16 protein-coding genes are annotated in these 20294 nt (G+C 72.9%); 9 read left to right on the top strand and 7 right to left on the bottom strand.

Annotation, left to right across the window (positions count from 1 at the left end; genetic code table 11):
- Positions 1-177: 177 nt before the first annotated feature.
- The gene (locus tag BS80_RS34210; RefSeq protein ID WP_035805341.1) at positions 178-1455 is read right to left on the bottom strand and encodes an SAV2148 family HEPN domain-containing protein; all 1278 of its coding nucleotides are present in this window, start codon (positions 1453-1455) and stop codon (positions 178-180) included.
- Between the two features lie 349 nt (positions 1456-1804).
- Here BS80_RS34210 and glgX point away from each other — a divergent pair, with 349 nt between their 5' ends.
- The 3 genes from glgX (at position 1805) to treZ (ending at position 7934) form a co-directional block, all read left to right on the top strand.
- The gene (gene glgX / locus BS80_RS34215) at positions 1805-3910 is read left to right on the top strand and encodes a glycogen debranching protein GlgX (RefSeq protein WP_035805343.1); all 2106 of its coding nucleotides are present in this window, start codon (positions 1805-1807) and stop codon (positions 3908-3910) included.
- A 77-nt stretch (positions 3911-3987) separates the two neighbouring features.
- Complete coding sequence (treY, locus tag BS80_RS34220) at positions 3988-6237, top strand: malto-oligosyltrehalose synthase (protein WP_051967577.1); 2250 nt, start codon at positions 3988-3990, stop codon at positions 6235-6237.
- Positions 6234-7934: a malto-oligosyltrehalose trehalohydrolase gene (gene treZ, locus BS80_RS34225; RefSeq protein WP_035805345.1), complete on the top strand. Its 1701-nt coding sequence runs from the start codon at positions 6234-6236 to the stop codon at positions 7932-7934. Before treY ends, treZ begins: the two co-directional genes overlap by 4 nt.
- Here the strand turns inward: treZ and BS80_RS34230 are convergent.
- The gene (locus BS80_RS34230) at positions 7915-8808 is read right to left on the bottom strand and encodes a transketolase family protein (protein ID WP_035805348.1); all 894 of its coding nucleotides are present in this window, start codon (positions 8806-8808) and stop codon (positions 7915-7917) included. The two genes, treZ and BS80_RS34230, sit on opposite strands and share 20 nt — an antisense overlap.
- Before the next feature lie 23 nt (positions 8809-8831).
- Positions 8832-9530, bottom strand: a complete 699-nt coding sequence (locus BS80_RS34235) for a thiamine pyrophosphate-dependent enzyme (RefSeq protein ID WP_035805350.1) — start codon at positions 9528-9530, stop codon at positions 8832-8834.
- A gap of 55 nt (positions 9531-9585) precedes the next feature.
- Here BS80_RS34235 and soxR point away from each other — a divergent pair, with 55 nt between their 5' ends.
- Positions 9586-10038 (top strand): redox-sensitive transcriptional activator SoxR, encoded by a 453-nt coding sequence (gene soxR, locus BS80_RS34240; RefSeq protein ID WP_035805352.1) that lies wholly within the window; start codon positions 9586-9588, stop codon positions 10036-10038.
- A gap of 28 nt (positions 10039-10066) precedes the next feature.
- Positions 10067-10477, top strand: a complete 411-nt coding sequence (locus tag BS80_RS34245) for a VOC family protein (RefSeq protein WP_035805354.1) — start codon at positions 10067-10069, stop codon at positions 10475-10477.
- Here the strand turns inward: BS80_RS34245 and coaE are convergent.
- Positions 10446-11033 carry a dephospho-CoA kinase gene (gene coaE / locus BS80_RS34250; protein ID WP_035805355.1) on the bottom strand — a complete coding sequence of 196 codons (588 nt, stop codon included), beginning with the start codon at positions 11031-11033 and terminating at the stop codon, positions 10446-10448. The genes BS80_RS34245 and coaE overlap by 32 nt on opposite strands.
- 9 nt (positions 11034-11042) lie before the next feature.
- On the bottom strand, positions 11043-11690 hold the full coding sequence (locus BS80_RS34255) for an MBL fold metallo-hydrolase (protein ID WP_035805357.1): 648 nt from the start codon (positions 11688-11690) through the stop codon (positions 11043-11045).
- An 88-nt stretch (positions 11691-11778) separates the two neighbouring features.
- On the opposite strand from BS80_RS34255, the gene BS80_RS34260 reads away from it, so the two are divergent.
- Together BS80_RS34260 and BS80_RS41375 are read left to right on the top strand one after the other, a co-directional pair.
- Positions 11779-12204, top strand: coding sequence for a MarR family winged helix-turn-helix transcriptional regulator (locus tag BS80_RS34260; RefSeq protein WP_035805358.1), 426 nt, complete (start codon positions 11779-11781; stop codon positions 12202-12204).
- A 102-nt stretch (positions 12205-12306) separates the two neighbouring features.
- Positions 12307-12456: a hypothetical protein gene (locus BS80_RS41375; RefSeq protein ID WP_157536755.1), complete on the top strand. Its 150-nt coding sequence runs from the start codon at positions 12307-12309 to the stop codon at positions 12454-12456.
- On the opposite strand, the gene BS80_RS34265 is transcribed toward BS80_RS41375, so the two are convergent.
- Positions 12443-14653 carry an MMPL family transporter gene (locus BS80_RS34265; protein WP_083975677.1) on the bottom strand — a complete coding sequence of 737 codons (2211 nt, stop codon included), beginning with the start codon at positions 14651-14653 and terminating at the stop codon, positions 12443-12445. The genes BS80_RS41375 and BS80_RS34265 overlap by 14 nt on opposite strands.
- 215 nt (positions 14654-14868) lie before the next feature.
- Positions 14869-16359, bottom strand: a complete 1491-nt coding sequence (gene rpsA / locus BS80_RS34270; RefSeq protein ID WP_035805361.1) for a 30S ribosomal protein S1 — start codon at positions 16357-16359, stop codon at positions 14869-14871.
- 447 nt (positions 16360-16806) lie between these two features.
- Here rpsA and BS80_RS34275 point away from each other — a divergent pair, with 447 nt between their 5' ends.
- Positions 16807-17652: a class I SAM-dependent methyltransferase gene (locus tag BS80_RS34275; RefSeq protein WP_035805364.1), complete on the top strand. Its 846-nt coding sequence runs from the start codon at positions 16807-16809 to the stop codon at positions 17650-17652.
- Between the two features lie 11 nt (positions 17653-17663).
- Complete coding sequence (gene hrpB / locus BS80_RS34280; protein WP_035806769.1) at positions 17664-20189, top strand: ATP-dependent helicase HrpB; 2526 nt, start codon at positions 17664-17666, stop codon at positions 20187-20189.
- The last annotated feature ends 105 nt before the right edge of the window (positions 20190-20294 follow it).

The raw sequence follows: 20294 nt of genomic DNA on the forward strand, positions 1-20294 counted from the left end.
ACCGCGGACTCCTCCCCGGGTCCGACCCGGTGCGTGCCTGAGAACGACCGTCAGAAACGTTCGCTCCCGCCAAGCGCCACTCACTTAGCTTAGGCGTACCTTACTCATGCTCTCCGTGGCCGTCCACGCCAGGGGAGGTAAAGAAGAAGGTGAGCCTCGCCTCACCCGGACGATCGGTCAGCTGACGGAGCGGGAGTCCGCCCAGACCCCCTCGAACTCCTCCCGGTACACCTCCAGCAGTCCGGGCTCGGAGCCCTCCGCCCCGACCGGGCCCGCCCGCAGCACCAGCGCCGGCGACTCGATCCCGCGTGCGCGCCGCAGATAGGGCTGCACCACGCCGAGGTCGCCGCTGCGCCGGCGCGAGCCCGGCACCCGCGGACCCTCCACCAGATAGGCGGTGAAGCGCGGCATCTCGTCGAAGACCCGGATCTCGAACGCCCCCTGGTCGCGCAGCCGGGCGCGCACCCGGCGCACGTGCATGATGTTCATCTCGATCGAGCGGGACAGCTCCCCGCGTCCCACGCCGAGCTCGCGCTCGCGCCGACGGACCGCGCTGCTGGCCGGGTTGAGGAAGAGCAGCCGCACCCGGCAGCCGTCGCCGGCCAGCTGCACCAGCCGCTTGCCGGTGAAGTTCTGGCAGAGCATCCCCAGGCCGATGCCGATCGCGTCCAGCCGCCGGGCACCCTCCAACAGGTCCTCCACCGGCAGGTCGCGCTGCAGGCCGATCCGGTCGGCGTGCACGGCGGCGACGTCCGCGTACCGCCCGGCCACCAGCTCCTCGATGATGTCCGAGGGCAGGCCGGCGGTACCGGCCGGACGCCCGTCCAGCAGGCCGAGCACCCGGGCGGCGGCCCGCTCGGCCTGGGCCAGCACGGTCGGCGAGAGGCTGCGGTTGCGCGAGACCACATGCCGGGCGACCTCCAGCTCGTCGAGCGCCAGCTCGATCTCCCGGCGGTCGTCCAGGTACGGCTCGAAGCACGGCCAGTGCTGGACCATCAGCTCGCGCAGCTGCGGCAGGGTGAGGAAGACCAGCGGGTCGTCGTCGGCGGGGTCGAGCAGGTAGCCCTTGCGCCGGCTGACCTCACGGACGGCCGCGGCGCGCTGCACCCACTCCTCGCCGACCGGTCCCGCCGCCGCCGTCACCCAGTCCGCGCCGTGTGCCGGGGCGTAGACCGGGCGCAGCAGGTCGTCGAGCAGCGAGCGCAACCGCTGCTCGACCAGGTTGAGCCAGACGTACGCCCGCCCGGTGAGCCGCACCCGCTGGTACGCGCGCTGCCACTGCTCGGCGCTCCAGCCCGGCGCGCCACTGTCGGGGGTGAGCTGGTCCGCGCCCCTCGACTGGCTGGGCAGCCGCCCGCCGCCCGGGGAGCCCAGCACGACCGTCGGCGCCTCGGTGCGGGCCCCTGGTGCCTTGCCGCCGAGCCCGTCGGGCCAGTCGTCGGCGGGGAACACCATGCTTTACCTCACCTCTCGGCCGCCGCCTCCCGCGCGGAGGGGCCTGACGATCAAGGGTACTGCGCGGTCCGTCGCACCCGCAGCCCGTTGGCACAGCAGCAGCCGGGGTCCGGGAGCGTCCCGGCAATCGATGGACACCCGTTCGGGCGAACTAGGGCCGAAAGAGCGTCATAAACCGTGCGGAAGCGGCAACGATGCCCATGACAGTACGTCAGTCCGGCATGTGCCGTGCGTCACGGCGGACGGTCGGCGCACATGCCGAGCGGGCCGCCCGGGCATACCGGACGCAGCGGGCGCGGCTGTCCCAAGGGAGCGTCAGTTCCCTTGGCTGACAAGGAGGTTGAGGCTCATGCAGGTCTGGCCGGGGCAGTCCTACCCCCTCGGTGCCACCTATGACGGGGTGGGCACCAACTTCGCGGTGTTCTCCGAGAGCGCCGACCGGATCGAGCTCTGCCTGCTGGCGGCGGACGGCTCCGAGACGGCCGTCGAGCTGCGCGAGACCGACGCCTTCGTCCGGCACGCCTACCTCCCCGGCGTGCAGCCGGGCCAGCGCTACGGGTTCCGGGTGCACGGTCCCTACGATCCGGCCCGCGGCCGCCGGCACAACAGCGCCAAGCTGCTGCTGGACCCGTACGCCAAGGCGATGAGCGGCACCATCGACTGGGACGAGTCGGTCTACGGCTACCACTTCGGCACCCCCGAGCGCCGTAACGACCTCGACTCCGCCACCCACACCATGCACTCGGTCGTCATCAATCCGTACTTCGACTGGGACAACGACCGCCCGCCGCGCACCGAGTACCACCGCTCGGTGCTCTACGAGGCCCACGTCAAGGGCCTGACCATGCTGCACCCCGGCATCCCCGAGGAGATCCGCGGCACCTACGCGGCGCTCGCCCACCCCGCGCTGATCGAGCACCTGGCCAAGCTGGGCATCACCGCGATCGAGCTGATGCCGGTGCACCAGTTCGTCCGCGACCACCGGCTGCGCGACCTCGGGCTGACCAACTACTGGGGCTACAACACCATCGGCTTCTTCGCCCCGCACGGCTCCTACTCCTCGGTCGGCGACCGCGGCCAGCAGGTCCAGGAGTTCAAGTCGATGGTCAAGGCACTGCACGCGGCCGGCATCGAGGTGATCCTCGACGTGGTCTACAACCACACCGCCGAGGGCAACCACCTGGGCCCCACGCTCTCGATGCGCGGCCTGGACAACGCCTCGTACTACCGCCTCGCCGCCGACCGGCGCTACTACATGGACACCACCGGCACCGGCAACAGCCTGCTGATGCGCAGCCCGCACGTGCTCCAGCTGATCATGGACTCGCTGCGCTACTGGGTCACCGAGATGCACGTGGACGGCTTCCGCTTCGACCTCGCGGCCACCCTGGCCAGACAGTTCCACGAGGTCGACCGGCTCTCCTCGTTCTTCGACCTGGTCCAGCAGGACCCGGTGGTCTCGCAGGCGAAGCTGATCGCCGAGCCGTGGGACGTCGGCGAGGGCGGCTACCAGGTCGGCAACTTCCCGCCGCTCTGGACGGAGTGGAACGGCATGTACCGGGACACCGTGCGCGACCTGTGGCGCGGCGAGAACGCCACGCTGGCCGAGTTCGGCTCCCGGCTGACCGGCTCCTCCGACCTCTACCAGGACGACGGGCGGCGCCCGATCGCCTCGATCAACTTCGTCACCTGCCACGACGGCTTCACCCTGCGCGACCTGGTCTCCTACAACGACAAGCACAACGAGGCCAACGGCGAGCAGAGCCGGGACGGCGAGAGCTTCAACCGCTCCTGGAACTGCGGCGCCGAGGGCGAGAGCGAGGACCCGGCGGTGCTGGAGCTGCGGGCCCGCCAGCAGCGCAACTTCATCGCCACCCTGCTGCTCTCCCAGGGCGTGCCGATGCTCTCGCACGGCGACGAGGTAGGGCGCACCCAGCACGGCAACAACAACGCCTACTGCCAGGACAACGAGCTCTCCTGGGTGTCCTGGCCCAAGGAGTCGCAGCTGCTGGAGTTCACCCAGGGGATGGTCTGGCTGCGCCGCAACCACCCGGTCTTCCGACGCCGCCGGTTCTTCCACGGCCGTCCGGTGTCCGGCACCCATGAGGGCCTGACCGACATCGCCTGGTTCACCCCCGGCGGCGAGGAGATGACCGAGCAGGACTGGGGCGCCAGCTACGCCAAGTCGCTGACGGTCTTCCTGAACGGCAGCGCCATCTCCGAGCCGGACCGGCGCGGCGGCACCATCACCGACGACTCGTTCCTGCTGATGTTCAACGCGCACTACGAGTCCCTGCAGTTCACCGTGCCGGCCGGCCACGGCGAGCAGTGGCAGGTCGTGGTGGACACCACGCTGGCCACGCTGCCGACCCCCGGCAGCGGCCTGCGGGTGAAGGCGGGCGACGGCCTGTGGCTGGCGGACCGCTCGCTCCTGGTGCTGCGGCGGCCGGCCTGACGCCCGTTCACCCGGCCGATGCCGCCGGGTCGTACCGGGCCGATACAGCGGGTAGTCATAGAGGCGTGGCTAACGTGATGTCAGCACCCACGGCGAGTTACCGGTTGCAGCTGCAGCCGTCCTTCACCCTGGCGGACGCCACCGCCGCGGTCCCCTACCTGGCCGCGCTCGGCGTCTCCCACCTGCATCTCTCCCCGCTCCTGGAGGCGGTCCCCGGTTCCACCCACGGCTACGACACGGTCGACCACACCCGGGTCAGCGACCAGCTCGGCGGCGAGCGCGCGCTGCGCGAGCTGGCCGCCACCGCCCGGGCGCACGGGCTGCGGCTGATCGCCGACATCGTGCCCAACCACATGGCCCTGCCCGTCCCCGAACGGCTGAACGCCCCGCTCTGGCAGGTGCTGCGGGACGGCCCCGACTCGCCGTACGCGCGCTGGTTCGACATCGACTGGGCCGCGCAGGACGGCCGGGTGCTGCTGCCGGTGCTCGGCGACCGGCTGGGCGCGGTGCTCGACGAACTGATCGTGGATCAGGACACCCTGCGCTACCACGACCACGCCTTCCCGCTGCGGCCCGGCACCCAGTGGCTGCCCATGCCGGAGCTGCTGGAGCGTCAGTGGTACCGGCTGGCCTGGTGGCGGCTGGCCCGCACCGAGCTGAACTACCGGCGGTTCTTCACCGTCAACGACCTGATCGCGGTCCGCGCCGAGGACCCGGAGGTGTTCGAGGCGACCCACGGCGTGCTGCTTCGGCTGCGCAACGAGGGCGTGTTGGACGGGTTCCGGGTCGACCACCCGGACGGCCTCGCCGACCCGCGCGGCTACCTGCGCCGGCTGGCCGGAGCCGCGCGCGGCGCGTACGTGGTGGTGGAGAAGATCCTCACCGGCGACGAGCAGCTGCCCACCGACTGGCCCTGCGCCGGGACCACCGGCTACGACGCGCTGCGGCAGATCGACGGCGTGCTGACCGACGGCCCGGGCGCGCGCAGGCTGGCGGAGCTGTACGCCGCGCACCTCGGGGAGCACACCGGCGAGGCCGTCCCGCAGGCCGTGACCGAGGAGGCGCAGCAGGGCCGCGCGGAGATGATCGCACCGGACGGCGAGCTGGCCGCCGAGGTCGAGCGGCTGGTCCGGCTGGCCGGGCGGATCGGCGCCGCCGAGCCCGCCCTTGCCGACCACGCCCCCCTCGCCGTCCGCGCCGCGCTGCAGGAGCTGCTCACCCGCTACCCCGTCTACCGGCCCTACCCGGCGACCCCCGCCCGCGACGTCACCGCGCCCGCGAGCACCGAGCAGTTCGTCGAGCTGCTGGCCCACGGGCGGCTGGGCGGCGGCGCGGCCAAGGACGAGTTCCGCACCCGGTTCGCGCAGACCGCCTCCGCGGTGGCCGCCAAGGGCGTCGAGGACACCGCCTTCTACCGCTGGCACCCGCTGCTCAGCCTCAACGAGGTCGGCGGCGACCCCGCGCACCCGGGCGTCGACCCGGCCGACTTCCACCGCTGGTGCGCGCACATCCAGCAGCACTGGCCCCTCACCATGACCGCGCTCTCCACCCACGACACCAAGCGCAGCGCCGACGCCCGCGCCCGCCTCGCCGTGCTGGCCGAGCTGCCGCAGCGCTGGCTGGCCGAGTGCACCGCCTGGTCGGGGCTGGCCGGCGGGCTGGCCGACCGCAACGCCGAGTGGCTGCTGTGGCAGACCCTGGTCGCCGCCTGGCCGATCGACCCCGAGCGGCTGGTCGCCGTGCTGCTCAAGTCGGTCCGCGAGGCCAAGCTCGCCACCAGCTGGACCTCCCCCGACCCCGGCTACGAAGCCGAGCTCTGCGACTACGCCCGCGCCGTCCTGGCGAACCCCGAGCTGACCGCCAGGATCACCGCCTTCGTCGGCTTCCTGGCGCCCTACGCCCGCAGCAACAGCCTGGCCGCCGCGCTGCTGCACCTGACCGCGCCCGGGGTGCCGGACCTCTACCAGGGCAGCGAGCGAATGCTCTACACCCTGGTGGACCCCGACAACCGCGCCCCGGTCCGCTTCGACGCCGCCGAGGCCTCGCTCTCCGAGCTGGACCACGAGAAGCGCCATCTGACCAGCACCGCCCTGCACCTGCCCCGCCCGCTCGGCCCCTACCGGCCGCTGGCCACCGGCCCCCACCTGGTCGCCTTCCAGCGCGGGGACGACCTCACGGTCGCCGTCACCCGGCTGCCGTACGCACTCGCCCGCAGCGGCCGGCCGGCCGCCCTGGAGCTGGCGGGCGACTGGACCGACCTGCTGACCGGGCGCGAGCACGAAGGCGTCGTCGACACTGTCACCCTGCTCACCCGGGAGCCATCGTGAAGTACCGAGTCTGGGCCCCCGCCGCGCGGCTGGTCGAGGTCGAGGTGGACGGCGACCGCCATCCGCTGGAGGCGCACGCCGGCGGCTGGTGGCAGGGCGAGGCGCCGGCCGGCCGGGCGTACGGGTTCCGGCTGGACGGCGGCCCTGCGCTGCCCGACCCGCGCTCGGCCCGCCAGCCGGACGGCCCCGACGGGCTGAGCGCGCACGTCGACCACGCCGCCTTCGCCTGGTCCGACGCGCCCTGGCACGGCCGTCCGCTGGCCGGCGCGGTGGTCTACGAGCTGCACGTCGGCACCTTCACCCCGGCCGGCACCTTCGCCGGCGCCGAGGAGCGCCTCGACCACCTGGTGGAGCTGGGCGTCGACTTCGTCGAGCTGATGCCGGTCTGCCCGTTCCCCGGCCGGCACGGCTGGGGGTACGACGGGGTCTCGCTGTGGGCGGTGCACGAGCCGTACGGCGGCCCGGAGGGGCTGAAGCGGTTCGTCGACGCCGCCCACCGCCGGGGGCTCGGCGTGATCCTGGACGTGGTGCACAACCATCTCGGCCCGTCCGGCAACTACCTGCCCGCCTTCGGCCCGTACTTCACCGACCGTCACCACACCCCGTGGGGCGCGGCGGTCAACCTGGACGCGCCCGGCTCCGACGAGGTCCGCGACTACCTGGTGGGCAGCGCGCTGGCCTGGCTGGGCGACTACCGGATCGACGGGCTGCGGCTGGACGCCGTGCACGCCCTGGCGGACGACCGGGCCGTGCACTTCCTGGAGGAACTCTCCACCGCCGTCGACACGCTGGCCGCCGCCGTGGGCCGCCCGCTCTTCCTGATCGGCGAGTCCGACCTCAACGACCCCCGGCTGACCTCCCCGCGCCAGGCCGGCGGCCTCGGTCTGACCGCCCAGTGGAGCGACGACCTGCACCACGCCCTGCACGCCGCGCTGACCGGCGAGTCCCAGGGCTACTACGCCGACTTCGCCCGCGCGCCGCTGGCGGCCGTGGCCAAGGTGCTGACCCGGGGCTGGTTCCACGACGGGAGCTGGTCCTCGTTCCGGGAGCGCCACCACGGGCGGCCGTTCCCCGCCGCCTACGGCGCCCGGCTGCTCGGCTACACCCAGACCCACGACCAGATCGGCAACCGGGCCGTCGGCGACCGGCTCTCCCCCGCCCAACTCGCCCTCGGTGCGGCGCTGGTGCTCACCTCGCCGTTCACCCCGATGCTCTTCATGGGCGAGGAGTGGGGGGCCTCCACGCCCTGGCAGTACTTCACCGACCACACCGACCCCGACCTCGCCGAGGCCGTCCGGCAGGGCCGGCGCCGGGAGTTCACCGAGCACGGCTGGTCGGCCCAGGAGATCCCCGACCCGCAGGCCCCGGGCACGGTCCTCGCCAGCACCCTGGACTGGAGCGAGCCGCGGCAACCGGATCACACCCAACTGCTGTCCTGGTACCGCACGTTGATCCGTCTGCGGCGGGCCGAGCCGGCCCTCACCGATCCCGACCTGGCCGCCGTCCGGGTGGAGTTCGACGAGGAGGAGCGCTGGCTGACGGTCCACCGGGGCGACCTGCGGATCACTGTCAACCTCGGCGACAAGCCGTACGAGCCGCCGGCCGGCACCCAGCTGGCCCGGTACGGCGAGGTGACGGGCACCCGGGTGGGCCCGGGCGCCTGCGTCGTCAGCCGGGTCACCGCAGGAAGCCGGTGATCCTGGCGCGCAGGCCTGCGGCATCCAGCCCGTAGGCGGCCAGGTGCTCGTCCATCGAGCCGTAGCGCCGGTGCTCCTCGCGCGGCACGCCCAGGCCCAGCACCCGGTGCGGCAGGTCGGCCAGCGCCTCGTGCGCCGCGTTGTTGGAGGTGCCCGCGAGGTAGGGCTCGACCAGGACCACGTCCGCCCGCGAGCCGAGCGCGGCGCGCAGGGCGGCGGAGTCGAAGGGACGCACCGAGGCGGCGTAGAGCACGGTGACGTCCAGTCCCTCGGTGGCCGCCAGCACCGCGTCCAGCATCGGGCCTACGGCCAGCACCACGGCGCCGGTGCCCCGGCGCACCGTCAGGAAGCGGCCCGGCTCGACCGGCTGAGCGGCGGCGTTCTGGTGTGCGGACAGCCGGACGTAGACGTTGGCGTCGCCGTCCGCCACGGCGTGGCGCAGCAGCACGTCGGCCTCGTCGGTGTGGCCGGGCACATGCACGGTCCAGCCGGGGAGGGTGTCCAGCAGCGCGACGTCCCCCGGGGCCATGTGGGTGCGGCCGCCGGCCGGCCAGTCGTACGAGCCCAGCGCGCTCACCAGCACCGCGCCCACGCCCTGGTGGCCCAGGTCCAGCTTGACCTGCTCGAAGGGCCGCTCGACCAGGAAGCTGGCGAAGGTGTGGGCGATCGGCCGCATCCCGGTCAGTGCCAGCCCGGCGGCCGTGCCGATCAGCAACTGCTCACGGATGCCGACGTTGACCACCCGGTCCGGGTGCCGGCGCGCCACCTCGGCGAAGCCGGTGGTGCCGATGTCGGCGAGCACCACGGCGGTCCTCGGGTCCTGCTCCAGCAGCTCGCTGGTGACGACGGCGAAACGCTCGCGCATGGTTTCCATTGCGAAATCCCCCTCTGGGACAGTCAGTTCTTGGTCTCGACCTGGGCGACCACCGCATGCGGCCGGCCGGGGTGCGGTGCGGTGAACGCCTCGAACAGCGCCTCGTGGTCGCGGCCGTCGACGGTGCGCGCCGACCAGCCGGCCGCCTCGAAGCGGGCCGCGATGCCGCCCGACCAGCCGTGCGTGGCCGAGGAGTTGTCGATGGCCACCACATGCAACCGGTCCAAGCCGGCCGCGCCGGCGAAGGCCAGCGCCTCGTGGTTGCTGCCCTCGTCGAACTCCGCGTCGCCGATCAGCGTCCAGACGGCCGGGTCGGTGAGCCCCTGGGCCCGCAGGCCGAGCGCGCTGCCGACCGCCAACGGCAGGCCGTGGCCGAGCGAGCCGGAGCCGATCTCGACGCCCGGGACGAGCAACCGGTCCGGGTGGTGGCCCAGCGGCGAGTCGTACCCGCCGAAGCCGGGCAGCAGCTCGACCGGCAGGAAGCCCTTGGCGGCCAGCACCGCGTAGTAGGCCATCGGGCCGTGGCCCTTGGAGAGCAGGAAGCGGTCCCGGTCGGGTGCGTCCACGGTGGCCGGGGTGACCCGCAGCACCCGGTCGTAGAGCACCCAGAGCGCGTCCAGGGTGGAGGTGGCGGCCGGGCCGTGCTTCTCGTCCCCGGTCATCAGGCCCATCAGGCCCGGCAGGTCCTGGAACCCGTGGGAGTGGATCTCGGTGGTGGTCATGAGGGAATCCTGCAACTTCAAGCCGACTTGAAGTCAAGCCCTAGACTGACTCCCCATGGGACCCTCGCGCCACGACCGGCTGACCATCGGTGAACTCTCCGCCCGCAGCGGCCTGGCGACCTCGGCGCTGCGCTACTACGAGGAGCTCGGGCTGATCCACTCCGAGCGGACGGCCGGCGGCCAACGCCGCTTCGCCCGCCAGGCGCTGCGCCGGGTGGCCTTCGTCCGCGCCGCCCAACGGGTCGGCCTCTCGCTGGACGAGGCGGGCGCCGCCCTGGCCGGGCTGCCGGTGGACCGCTCGCCCACGGCGACCGAGTGGAGCCGGGTGGCCCGGACCTGGCAGTCCCGGATCGACGAGCAGATCGAGGACCTGCGCCGGCTGCGCGACCACCTGACCGGCTGCATCGGCTGCGGCTGCCTCTCGCTGGGCACCTGCGCGCTCTACAACCCGCACGACGTCCAGGGCGCCGACGGCCCCGGCGCCCGCAAGCTTCTGCCGTCCCGCTGAGGGGGCTCCGGCCGGATAGCCTCGTGCCATGTCGATGATCGCCCTCACCACCCTGCTCGTCCGCGACTACGACGAGGCCATCGCCTTCTACGTCGGCGCGCTCGGCTTCGAGCTGCGCGAGGACTCCCCGCGCGCGGACGGCGGGCGGTGGGTGGTGGTCGCCCCGCGCGGTGCGCGCGAGGGCGGCCTGCTGCTGGCCCGGCCCGGCAAGGCCGAGCAGCGGGCGCGGATCGGCAACCAGACCGGCGGGCGGGTCGGCTGGTTCCTGCACACCGACGACTTCGCGGCCGACCACCGGCGGATGGCCGACGCGGGGGTGCGCTTCCTGGAGGAGCCCAGGCACGAGCCGTACGGGACGGTCGCGGTCTTCGCCGACCTCTACGGCAACCGCTGGGACCTGCTGGAGGTCACCCCGTCAGACGCTCCCACGCCTTCTTGACCTGGGCCTCCAGTTCGGCCGGCGTGCCGTTGTTGTCGATCACCAGGTCGGCGACCGCAAGGCGCTGCTCGCGGGTGGCCTGGGCGGCCATCCGCGAGCGGGCCTCGGCCTCGGCCATGCCGCGCAGGCGGACCAGGCGGTCGATCCGGACCTCGTCGGCGGCGTCCACCACGATCACCTGGTCGTAGAGCGGCGCGAGGCCGTTCTCGGCGAGGAGCGGCACATCGTGCACCACGACGTCGCCCGGCCCGGCGGCGGCCTCCAGCTCGGCGGAGCGGGCCCGCACCAGCGGGTGGACGATGGCGTTCAGCGTCTGCAACCGCTCGGCGTCGGCGAAGACCACCGCGCCGAGCGCGGGCCGGTCCAGCGACCCGTCCGCGGCCAGCACGCCGGGGCCGAACGCGGCGGCCACCGCCGCCAGCCCCGGCGTCCCCGGGGCCACCACCTCGCGGGCGATCAGGTCCGAGTCCACCAGCACCGCTCCGTAGGAGGCGAGCAGGCTGGACACCGCGCTCTTGCCCGCACCGATACCGCCGGTCAGTCCGATCCTCTGCATGCCGCCAGGCTATCGAGCGCCGAGCTCGACCTGTCCACCGGAGGGCAGCTGCTGGAACTCCGCCCCCGTGCCGGGGCCGCCCTCGCCGAGCAGCCGGGTCTGCACCATCAGGCCGATCTCGCTCAGTACGGCGTCATGGATGCCGAGCGCGCGCCGCGGCTTCACCTCGCGGACGTAGTCGACCAGTTCGCCGAGCTTGTTCCACGGCCCGGCCACCGGCAGCAGCAGGGTGTCCACCGGCTGCGGCGGCAGGGTGAGCGCGTCACCGGGGTGGAAGAGCCGGCCGTCCAGCAGGAAGCCGATGTTGCCGACCTGCGGGATGTCGGGGTGGATCACCGCGTGCCACTCGCCGTGCACCGAGACGTCTATCCCGCCGACTTCGAAGGCGTCACCCTCGCCGACCACTCGGACGTTGGCGCCGATCCCCTCCAGCTGGGCGGCGACCGCGCGGTTGGTCCAGATCCGCAGGCCCGGGTCGGCGGCGACGGCGGCGCGCAACCGCTCCTCGGCGAAGTGGTCGGCGTGCTCGTGGGTGATCAGCACGGCGTCGGCGCCCTGGAACGCCTCCGGTTCGGTGAACAGGCCCGGGTCGATCACGACGGTGGTGTCGCCCTGGTCGATCCGCACGCAGGCGTGGCCCAGCTTGGTCAGACGCATCAGCAGCTCCGCTCTCGAGGATGTCTACAGCGATATCTACAGCAAGACTGTACACCTTTGCTGCATAGTTTCTCGCTAGGATGGGCCCATGACGAACGAACCGGACGAGGACGCCCTCCAACTCGCCGCCGAGCTGCGCGGCACCATCGGCGAACTGGTGCGCCACCTGCGCACCGAGGACGAGCTGCCGCAGAACCAGGCGGGCGTGCTGGGCCTGCTGGTGCGCGAGGGAGCCTTCACCACGAGCGAGCTGGCCGAGCGCCAGCGGGTGCGCCACCAGTCGATGGCCCGCACTATCGCCCTGCTCACCGAAGCGGGCCTGGTCGTCCAGGAACGCCACCCCACCGACGGCCGCAAGCTCGTCCTGAGCGCCACCGAGGCCGGCACCCGGGCCCTGCACGCCCAGCGCGGCCGGCGCGAGGGCCGGATCGCCGCCGCGATCGCGCGCGAGCTGAGCGCCGAGGAGCGTGAGGCGCTGCGCCGCGGGGTGGCGCTGCTGCGCCGGCTCAGCTGAGGCCCACAGACAGCAGAAGTCGGAGTCACCTTCCGGCGGCTCGCGCGTTGTTCAGGTCAGCAACCCGTCGGCGCCCGGCGCCGCTCAGCAAAGGACCTCCGCGTGACCTCCGTGCGCAACACCCTGCTCGTCGCCGCCGCGCTCTGCAGCCTGATCCTCGCCGGCGCCGGCGCCGCCGCGGCCTGCGACTCCGCCAACCTCGGCGGCGCCCTGAACTCCGGCTTCGGAAACGCCTGCGTCATCGGCGAGTGAGCGCCCGTTCGGGGCTGCGCGGGGCGGGGACCGTCGCCGTCGCCGGGACCTCCAGCGGCGGCAGGGCCACGTGCTCGCGCAACCCGAACCTGGCGTAGAGCTTGCGCAGTGGCGCCGGGGCCCACCAGTTGAACTCGCCGAAGAGCGACATCGCGGCCGGCACCAGCAGGCAGCGCACCAGGGTCGCGTCCACGGCGACGGCGACCGCCAGCGCGATGCCCATCTGCTTGACCATCAGCATCTGCCCGGCCGCGAACCCGGCGAAGACGATCACCATCAGCAGCGCTGCCGAGGTGATGATCCGACCGCTGCGCTGCAACCCGAGTTGCACCGCCTCCTTGCAGCCGTAGCCCTGGTCGCGCAGTTCCTTGATCCGGGCCAGCAGGAAGACCTCGTAGTCCATCGAGAGTCCGAACGCGAAGGCGAAGACCAGGACCGGAATGAAAGTTTCCAGACCACCCGTCGGTGTGAAGCCGAGCAGCCCGCTGAACCAGCCGTGCTGGAAGACCATGGTCAGCGCGCCCAGCGAGCAGCCCAGCGAGAGCAGGTTCATCAGCAGCGCCTTGACCGGCATCACCACCGAACCGGTCATCAGGAAGAGCAGGATCAGCGTGCCGACCGCCACCAGCCCCAGCGCCCAGGGCCCGCGGCTGGACAGCTCGTGCTGGAAGTCGACGACACTCGCCGCCCCGCCCGTGACGTAGGTGGTCAGACCACCCCGGTCGGCGCGCAGCTCGTCCACCACGTGCTTGGCCTGCGAACCCTGCGGATCGCCCTGCACCAGGACGTCGATGGTGCTGACGTTCACCCCCACCGGCTGCACCGTGCGCACCCCGGCCACGCCCGGCAGCTTGGCCACCACCTGGTCCGCGTACGTCGCCGCCGCCTGCTCCGGTCCCTGCACCACGACGGTCACCGGCGCGGGCGCCACCTGCGGGAAGCGGTGGTCGATGGTGTCGGAGACCTGCCGCCCGGCCGAGGAGGTCGGCAGCACCGAGGCGCCGGAGTTGCGCATGTCCGCGCCGAGGAAGGGCGCCCCGGCCGCCATCAGCAGCGCGATGCAGACCAGCGCCACCGGTACCGCCCGGCGCTGCACCCGGCGTACCGTCCGGGCGAAGAAGCCCTCGTCCGGCTCGGCCTTCTTCGGCGGTTTGATCCGCTGCCCGGCGAAGCCCAGCAGCGCGGGGACCAGGGTGAGCGCGGCGGCGACCGCGATCACCACCACGCTCACACCGGCCGCCGCGACCGCGCGCAGCACCGGGCTGGTGAAGACGAAGAGACCGGACAGCGCGACCGCGACCGTCAGACCCGAGAAGGCGACCGTCCGGCCGGCCGTCGCGGAGGTGCGTTCGACGGCGGCGGCGATCCCGGCGCCGTGGCCGCGTTCCTCGCGGAAGCGGTTGACCATCAGCAGCGCGTAGTCGATCGAGAGTCCGAGGCCCAGCACGGTGGCGATCGGCAGCACGCTGGTGTCGATGTCCATGATCTGGCTGAAGCCGAACATCGCCAGCAGGGCGCCGCCGACCGAGGCGATCGCCCCGATCACCGGCAGGCTCGCCGCCGCCAGCCCGCCGAAGACCAGCACCATCACGACCAGGGTGAGCGGCAGGGTGACGATCTCGCCGAACTTGGTGTCCGACTGCGTCTGGTCCTTGACCTCCTGCTGGAGCACCAGGTCGCCGCCGACCGTGACATGGGCGCCGGGCGCGTCGATGGCGGCCAGCCGTTGGCTGACCGCCGCCTGCTGGCCGCTGGTGGCGCTCTCGGCCAGCTTGACGCTGACCAGACTCGCCGTGCCGTCGGCGGAGCGCATCGTGTGGGCGGCCGGGCCCTGGTAGGCGTCGGAGACCGCGAGCACACCGGGCAGCTTCGCCAGGTCGCCGGCGGCCGCGCTCACCGCGTCCCGTACGGCGCTGGAGTCGACCGGCTTGCCGTCCACCACCGCGGTGACCGTGCCGAGCGAGGGATCGGCGGCCGCGACCACCGAAGTGCCCTGCGCCGACTCGTACCCGCCGGAGGAGGTGCTCGCGACGGTGGAGTCGAAGACCCGGCCGCCGATCAGCACGCCGACCGCGAGGACGCCCACCCAGAGCGCCAGCACCCAGCGTCGATGGCGGAAGCAGGCGCGCCCTAGGGCGGCGAGTCGTCCGGGAACGACGGCGGCGAGCGGGGCGGGCACAGCGGCGGTGTGGCGCATGAAGCGGGACTCTGCCTAGCTTTCGGGGCCGGGGCCTCGGGCAACTCATCCCAAGCTAGGCGTTCTGTCCGAAAAGACCCATAGGTAGTGGATGAGCGCCTTATCACATGAAACCGGGAACCAAACACCCGGGTACGACAGTGGGCCCCCACCCGGTTACCCCGGGTGGGGGCCCACTGAGAGATCAGCTCAGTACGAGCTCAGCTCTGCTGCGATCAGCTCTGGCCGCCGGCCAGCTTCTCGCGCAGCGCGGCAAGCGCCTCGTCCGAAGCGAGAGCGCCGGAGCCCTCGTCGCTGCTGGAGGAGTACGAGCCACCGGCGGCGGCGGCAACGGCGTCGCCACCCTCGGCAGCGGCCTCGGCGTCGGCCTCGCGGCTCTTGATGACCTGGGCCTGGTGCGCCTCGAAGCGGGTCTGCGCCTCGGCGTACTGGGCCTCCCAGGCCTCACGCTGCTTCTCGAAGCCCTCGAGCCAGTCGTTGGCCTCGGGGTCGAAGCCCTCCGGGTAGATGTAGTTGCCCGCGTCGTCGTACGAGGCAGCCATACCGTAGAGGGTCGGGTCGAACTCGACCGTGGCCGGGTCGGCACCGAGCGACTCGTTGGCCTGCTTCAGCGAGAGGCTGATGCGGCGACGCTCGAGGTCGATGTCGATGACCTTGACGAAGATCTCGTCGCCGACCTGGACGACCTGCTCCGGGATCTCCACGTGGCGCTCGGCCAGCTCGGAGATGTGGACCAGGCCCTCGATGCCCTCGTCGACGCGCACGAACGCACCGAACGGAACGAGCTTGGTGACCTTACCGGGAACGACCTGGCCGATCTGGTGCGTCCGGGCGAACTGCTGCCACGGGTCCTCCTGGGTCGCCTTCAGCGACAGGGAGACGCGCTCGCGGTCCATGTCAACGTCGAGAACCTCGACGGTGACCTCCTGGCCGACCTCGACAACCTCGGACGGGTGGTCGATGTGCTTCCAGGACAGCTCGGAGACGTGCACGAGGCCGTCCACGCCACCCAGGTCCACGAAGGCACCGAAGTTGACGATGGAGGAGACGACGCCGGAGCGCACCTGACCCTTCTGCAGGGTGGTGAGGAAGGTCTGGCGGACCTCGCTCTGGGTCTGCTCCAGCCAGGCACGGCGGGACAGGACCACGTTGTTGCGGTTCTTGTCCAGCTCGATGATCTTGGCCTCGAGCTCCTTGCCCACGTAGGGCTGGAGGTCGCGGACGCGGCGCATCTCGACCAGCGAAGCCGGCAGGAAGCCACGGAGGCCGATGTCGAGGATGAGACCACCCTTGACGACCTCGATGACGGTACCGGTGACGATCCCGTCCTCTTCCTTGATCTTCTCGATCGTGCCCCAGGCGCGCTCGTACTGTGCGCGCTTCTTGGACAGGATCAGACGACCCTCCTTGTCCTCCTTCTGGAGAACCAGGGCCTCGATCTCGTCGCCGACCTTGACGACCTCGTGCGGGTCAACGTCGTGCTTGATCGAGAGCTCGCGGGAGGGGATGACACCCTCGGTCTTGTAACCGATGTCGAGGAGCACCTCGTCACGGTCGACCTTCACGATGATGCCCTCAACGATGTCGCCATCGTTGAAGTACTTGATGGTCTCGTCGATCGCCGCGAGGAATGCTTCCGCGTCGCCGATGTCGTTGACCGCAACCTGCGGGGTGGTGCTGACAGAGGTGTCGGTGGGGCTCGTCATTAGGAAAAGGGCTCCGGTACGGACATGAAGTCGTAGGTAATGCCACGCGGGGGCCCGTATCGCTCCCACCGAAAGCCGGACAGCCAAGAGCACGGCGCACCGGGGCTCCCGTGAAATACGAGATCCGGTGTCCGTCTTGCGACCGAAGGGTCTTCGACAGATGCGAGCGCGACCTGCTCCGTCCGAGGCGCGCAGGCCCGCAGCGCAACTTGTAGCATACGGGGACAGGCAGGCACGGTCAACGTCGAAGCCGACGGGACCGTCCAGGCCGGTGTGGATCAGGCCATATCCTCCAACTGCGCACCTCACCCGACCGACCGGTCGCGTGCAGAAGTGGCAGCCGCAGGGGCCAGACTCCCCGGATGCCACCGCCTGAATCCCGCCCCGGGGAGGGGCTGGTCCAAGCAGCGGCGCTTTCCGCATCCCCTACCTTACGCGAGGCGCATTATGACTGCGGACACCCCCCCTGGCCAGTTCGACGAGGACGACGACGATCTGGCGCTGCGCCGGGACGCGGCGCCCGAGGAGAGCAGCCGGGCCAGCCGGCACTGGTGGGACCGCAACGCCGACGACTACCAGGACGAGCACGGCGAGTTCCTCGGCGACGACCGGTTCACCTGGTGCCCCGAGGGGCTGGACGAGGCGGACGCCCGGCTGCTCGGCGACCCGGCCGAGCTCAAGGGCCGCGACGTGCTGGAGATCGGCGCCGGCGCCGCGCAGTGCTCGCGCTGGCTGGCCGCGCGCGGCGCCCGGCCGGTCGCGCTGGACATCTCCTTCCGCCAGCTCCAGCACTCGCGGCGGATCGACCTGGGCCGCGGCGGCCCGCTGGTCCCCGTCGTGCAGGCGGACGCGGCGGTCCTGCCGTTCGCCGACGCCTCCTTCGACCTGGCCTGCTCGGCGTACGGCGCGGTGCCGTTCAGCGCGGACACCGCCGAACTGATGCGCGAGGTGCACCGGGTGCTGCGGCCCGGCGGGCGCTGGGCCTTCTCGGTGACCCACCCGATCCGCTGGGCGTTCCCCGACGAACCCGGCGTGGAGGGCCTGACCGCCACCGCCTCGTACTTCGACCGCACGCCGTACGTGGAACAGGACGAGCAGGGGCGGGCGACCTACGTCGAGCACCACCGCACGATCGGCGACCGGGTGCGCGAGCTGGCCGGCGCCGGGTTCCAGCTGATCGACCTGGTCGAGCCGGAGTGGCCCGAGGGGCTGGAGCAGGAGTGGGGCGGCTGGAGCCCGCTGCGCGGGCGGCACCTGCCGGGGACGGCGATCTTCGTCGCGCGCCGGGGCTGATACTGCTCTGTGTGAACCCTGCCTGGCTCGACCTCCCGGTCCGCTCCGCGCTGCCCGCGCTGCGCCGCGCCCTCGACGAGCGGGGCGTCGCCGTGCTCGCGGCGCCGCCCGGCACCGGCAAGACCACGCTGGTGCCGCTGGCGCTGGCCGGGCTGGTGGAGGGCGGTCCCGCGCGGCGGGTGCTGGTGGCCGAACCGCGGCGGCTCGCGGTGCGGGCGGCGTCCCGGCGGATGTCCTGGCTGCTCGGCGAGAAGCCGGGCGGCCAGGTCGGGCACACCGTGCGCGGGGAGCGGGTGGTCGGGCCGGACACCGTGGTCGAGGTGGTCACCACCGGCGTGCTGCTGCAACGGCTGCAGCGCGACCAGGAGTTGCCCGGTGTGGACGCCGTGCTGCTCGACGAGTGCCACGAACGCCACCTGGACGCCGACACCGCGCTCGCCTTCCTGCTGGACGTCCGGGCGGCGCTGCGCCCCGAGCTCCAGGTGCTCTGCGCCTCCGCGACCTCGGACACGGCCGCCTGGGCGGCGCTGCTGGGCTCGGCCGAGGACGGACCGGCCGAGGTCGTCGAAGCACACGGCACCGCGCACCCCGTCGAGATCGTCTGGGCGCCCCCGGCGCGCGCCGTGCGCCCCCCGCAGGGGACACGCACCGACCCGCTGCTCCTCGAACACGTGGCGGGCGTGGTGCGGCGGGCGCTGTCCGAGCGCACGGGCGACCTGCTCTGCTTCCTACCGGGCGTCGGAGAGATCGCGCGGGTGGCCGGGCTCCTCGGCGGCCTCGACGGGGTGGACGTGCTGCAACTGCACGGGCAGGCGCCGCAGGCCGTGCAGGACGCCGCGCTCTCGGTCGGGGCGCGGCGCCGGGTGATCCTGACGACCTCGGTCGCCGAATCCTCGCTGACCGTGCCGGGGGTGCGGATCGTGGTGGACTGCGGGCTCGCGCGCGAGCCGCGCACCGACCACGCGCGGGGGCTCGCCGGGCTGGTGACGGTGCGTTCCTCGCTGGCCGCCGGACGCCAACGCGCCGGGCGGGCCGGGCGCGAGGCGCCGGGCGCGGCCTACCGCTGCTGGAACGAGGTCGAGGACACCAGGGCGCCGAGCTTCCCCGCTCCCGAGATCGCGCTGGCGGACCTGACGCCGTTCGCGCTCCAGGTCTCCTGCTGGGGCGACCCGGACGCGCGCTCGCTCGCGCTGCCGGACGCGCCGCCCGCGGGCGCGATGGGCGCGGCCCGCCAGACGCTGCGGGCGCTGGGCGCGGTGGACGCCGACGGGCGGGCCACCGAGCGCGGGCGGCGGTTCGCCCGGACGGGGCTGCACCCGCGGCTCGCCCGCGCGCTGCTGGACGGCGCGACGGCGGTGGGGGCGCGCCGGGCGGCGGAGATCGTCGCGCTGCTCTCGGAGGAACCGCCGCGGGCGCTGGGCGACGACCTGGCGGCGGTGTGGCGGGCGGTGCGCGGCGGAGGCGACGCCTACGCGGCGCGGTGGCGGGACGAGACGCGCCGGCTGCGCTCGCACGTCGACGCCCCGGCCACCTCGCTGCCGGACGCGACGGCCGTCGGGCTGCTGGCCGCGCTGGCGCAGCCGGAGCGGATCGCCCGGGCCCGCGGCGCCGCCGGAACGTACCTGATGGCCTCCGGCACGGCCGGCGAGCTCCCGACCGGCTCCGCGCTGTCCGGCTCCGAGTGGCTCGCGATCGCGGTCGCCGACCGTCCGGCGGGCTCGCCGTCGGCGCGCATCCGCAGAGCAGTGCTCATCGACGAGAGCACTGCTCTCACCGCTGCCGCGCACCTGCTGACCACCCGCGACGAGGTGCACTGGGCGATCCCGCCCGGCAGCCGCCGCGGTGACGTGGCCGCCCGCCGCGTCCAGGCCCTCGGCGCCCTCGAACTCGACGCCGTCGCCCTCAAGTCCCCCGACCGCGCACTGATCCGGGCCGCCCTGCTGGAGGGCCTGGCCCGCGAGGGCGCCGGCGACCTGCTGCGCTGGTCCGAGAGCGCGAGCTCGCTGCGCGCCCGGCTGGCCTTCCTGCACCACGCCCTCGGCGACCCCTGGCCCGACGTCAGCGACCAGGCCCTGCTGGACGCCGCCGACCAGTGGCTGGAACCCGAACTCTCCCGCGCCCGCCGCCGCGCCGACGTCGAGCGCCTGGACACCGCCTCCGCCCTGCAACGCCTGTTCCCCTGGGCCGGCGGCCAGGCCGGCCGGCTCGACGAACTCGCCCCCGAACGGATCACCGTCCCCAGCGGCTCGCGGATCCGCGTCGACTACTCCACCGAGCGGCCCGTCCTCGCCGTCAAACTCCAGGAACTCTTCGGCTGGGCCGACACCCCCTCCCTCGCCGGCGGCCGCGTCCCCCTCACCGTCCACCTGCTCTCCCCCGCCGGCCGCCCCGCCGCCGTCACCAGCGACCTCGCCTCCTTCTGGCAGAACGGCTACCGCGCCGTCCGCGCCGACCTCCGCGGCCGCTACCCCCGCCACCCCTGGCCCGAAGACCCCACCACCGCCGCCCCCACCAAGCGCACCAACCCGCGCCGCTAGAAATTCAGCCCCGGTGATACGGCCGCCCGACCAACCGCATCGCCCGCGGATTCGCTCGAAACCCGAGCGATTCGTACAGCGCCGCACCCTCATCACTCGCACTGA

This window comes from Kitasatospora mediocidica KCTC 9733 (assembly GCF_000744225.1).
Taxonomy (GTDB): domain Bacteria; phylum Actinomycetota; class Actinomycetes; order Streptomycetales; family Streptomycetaceae; genus Kitasatospora; species Kitasatospora mediocidica.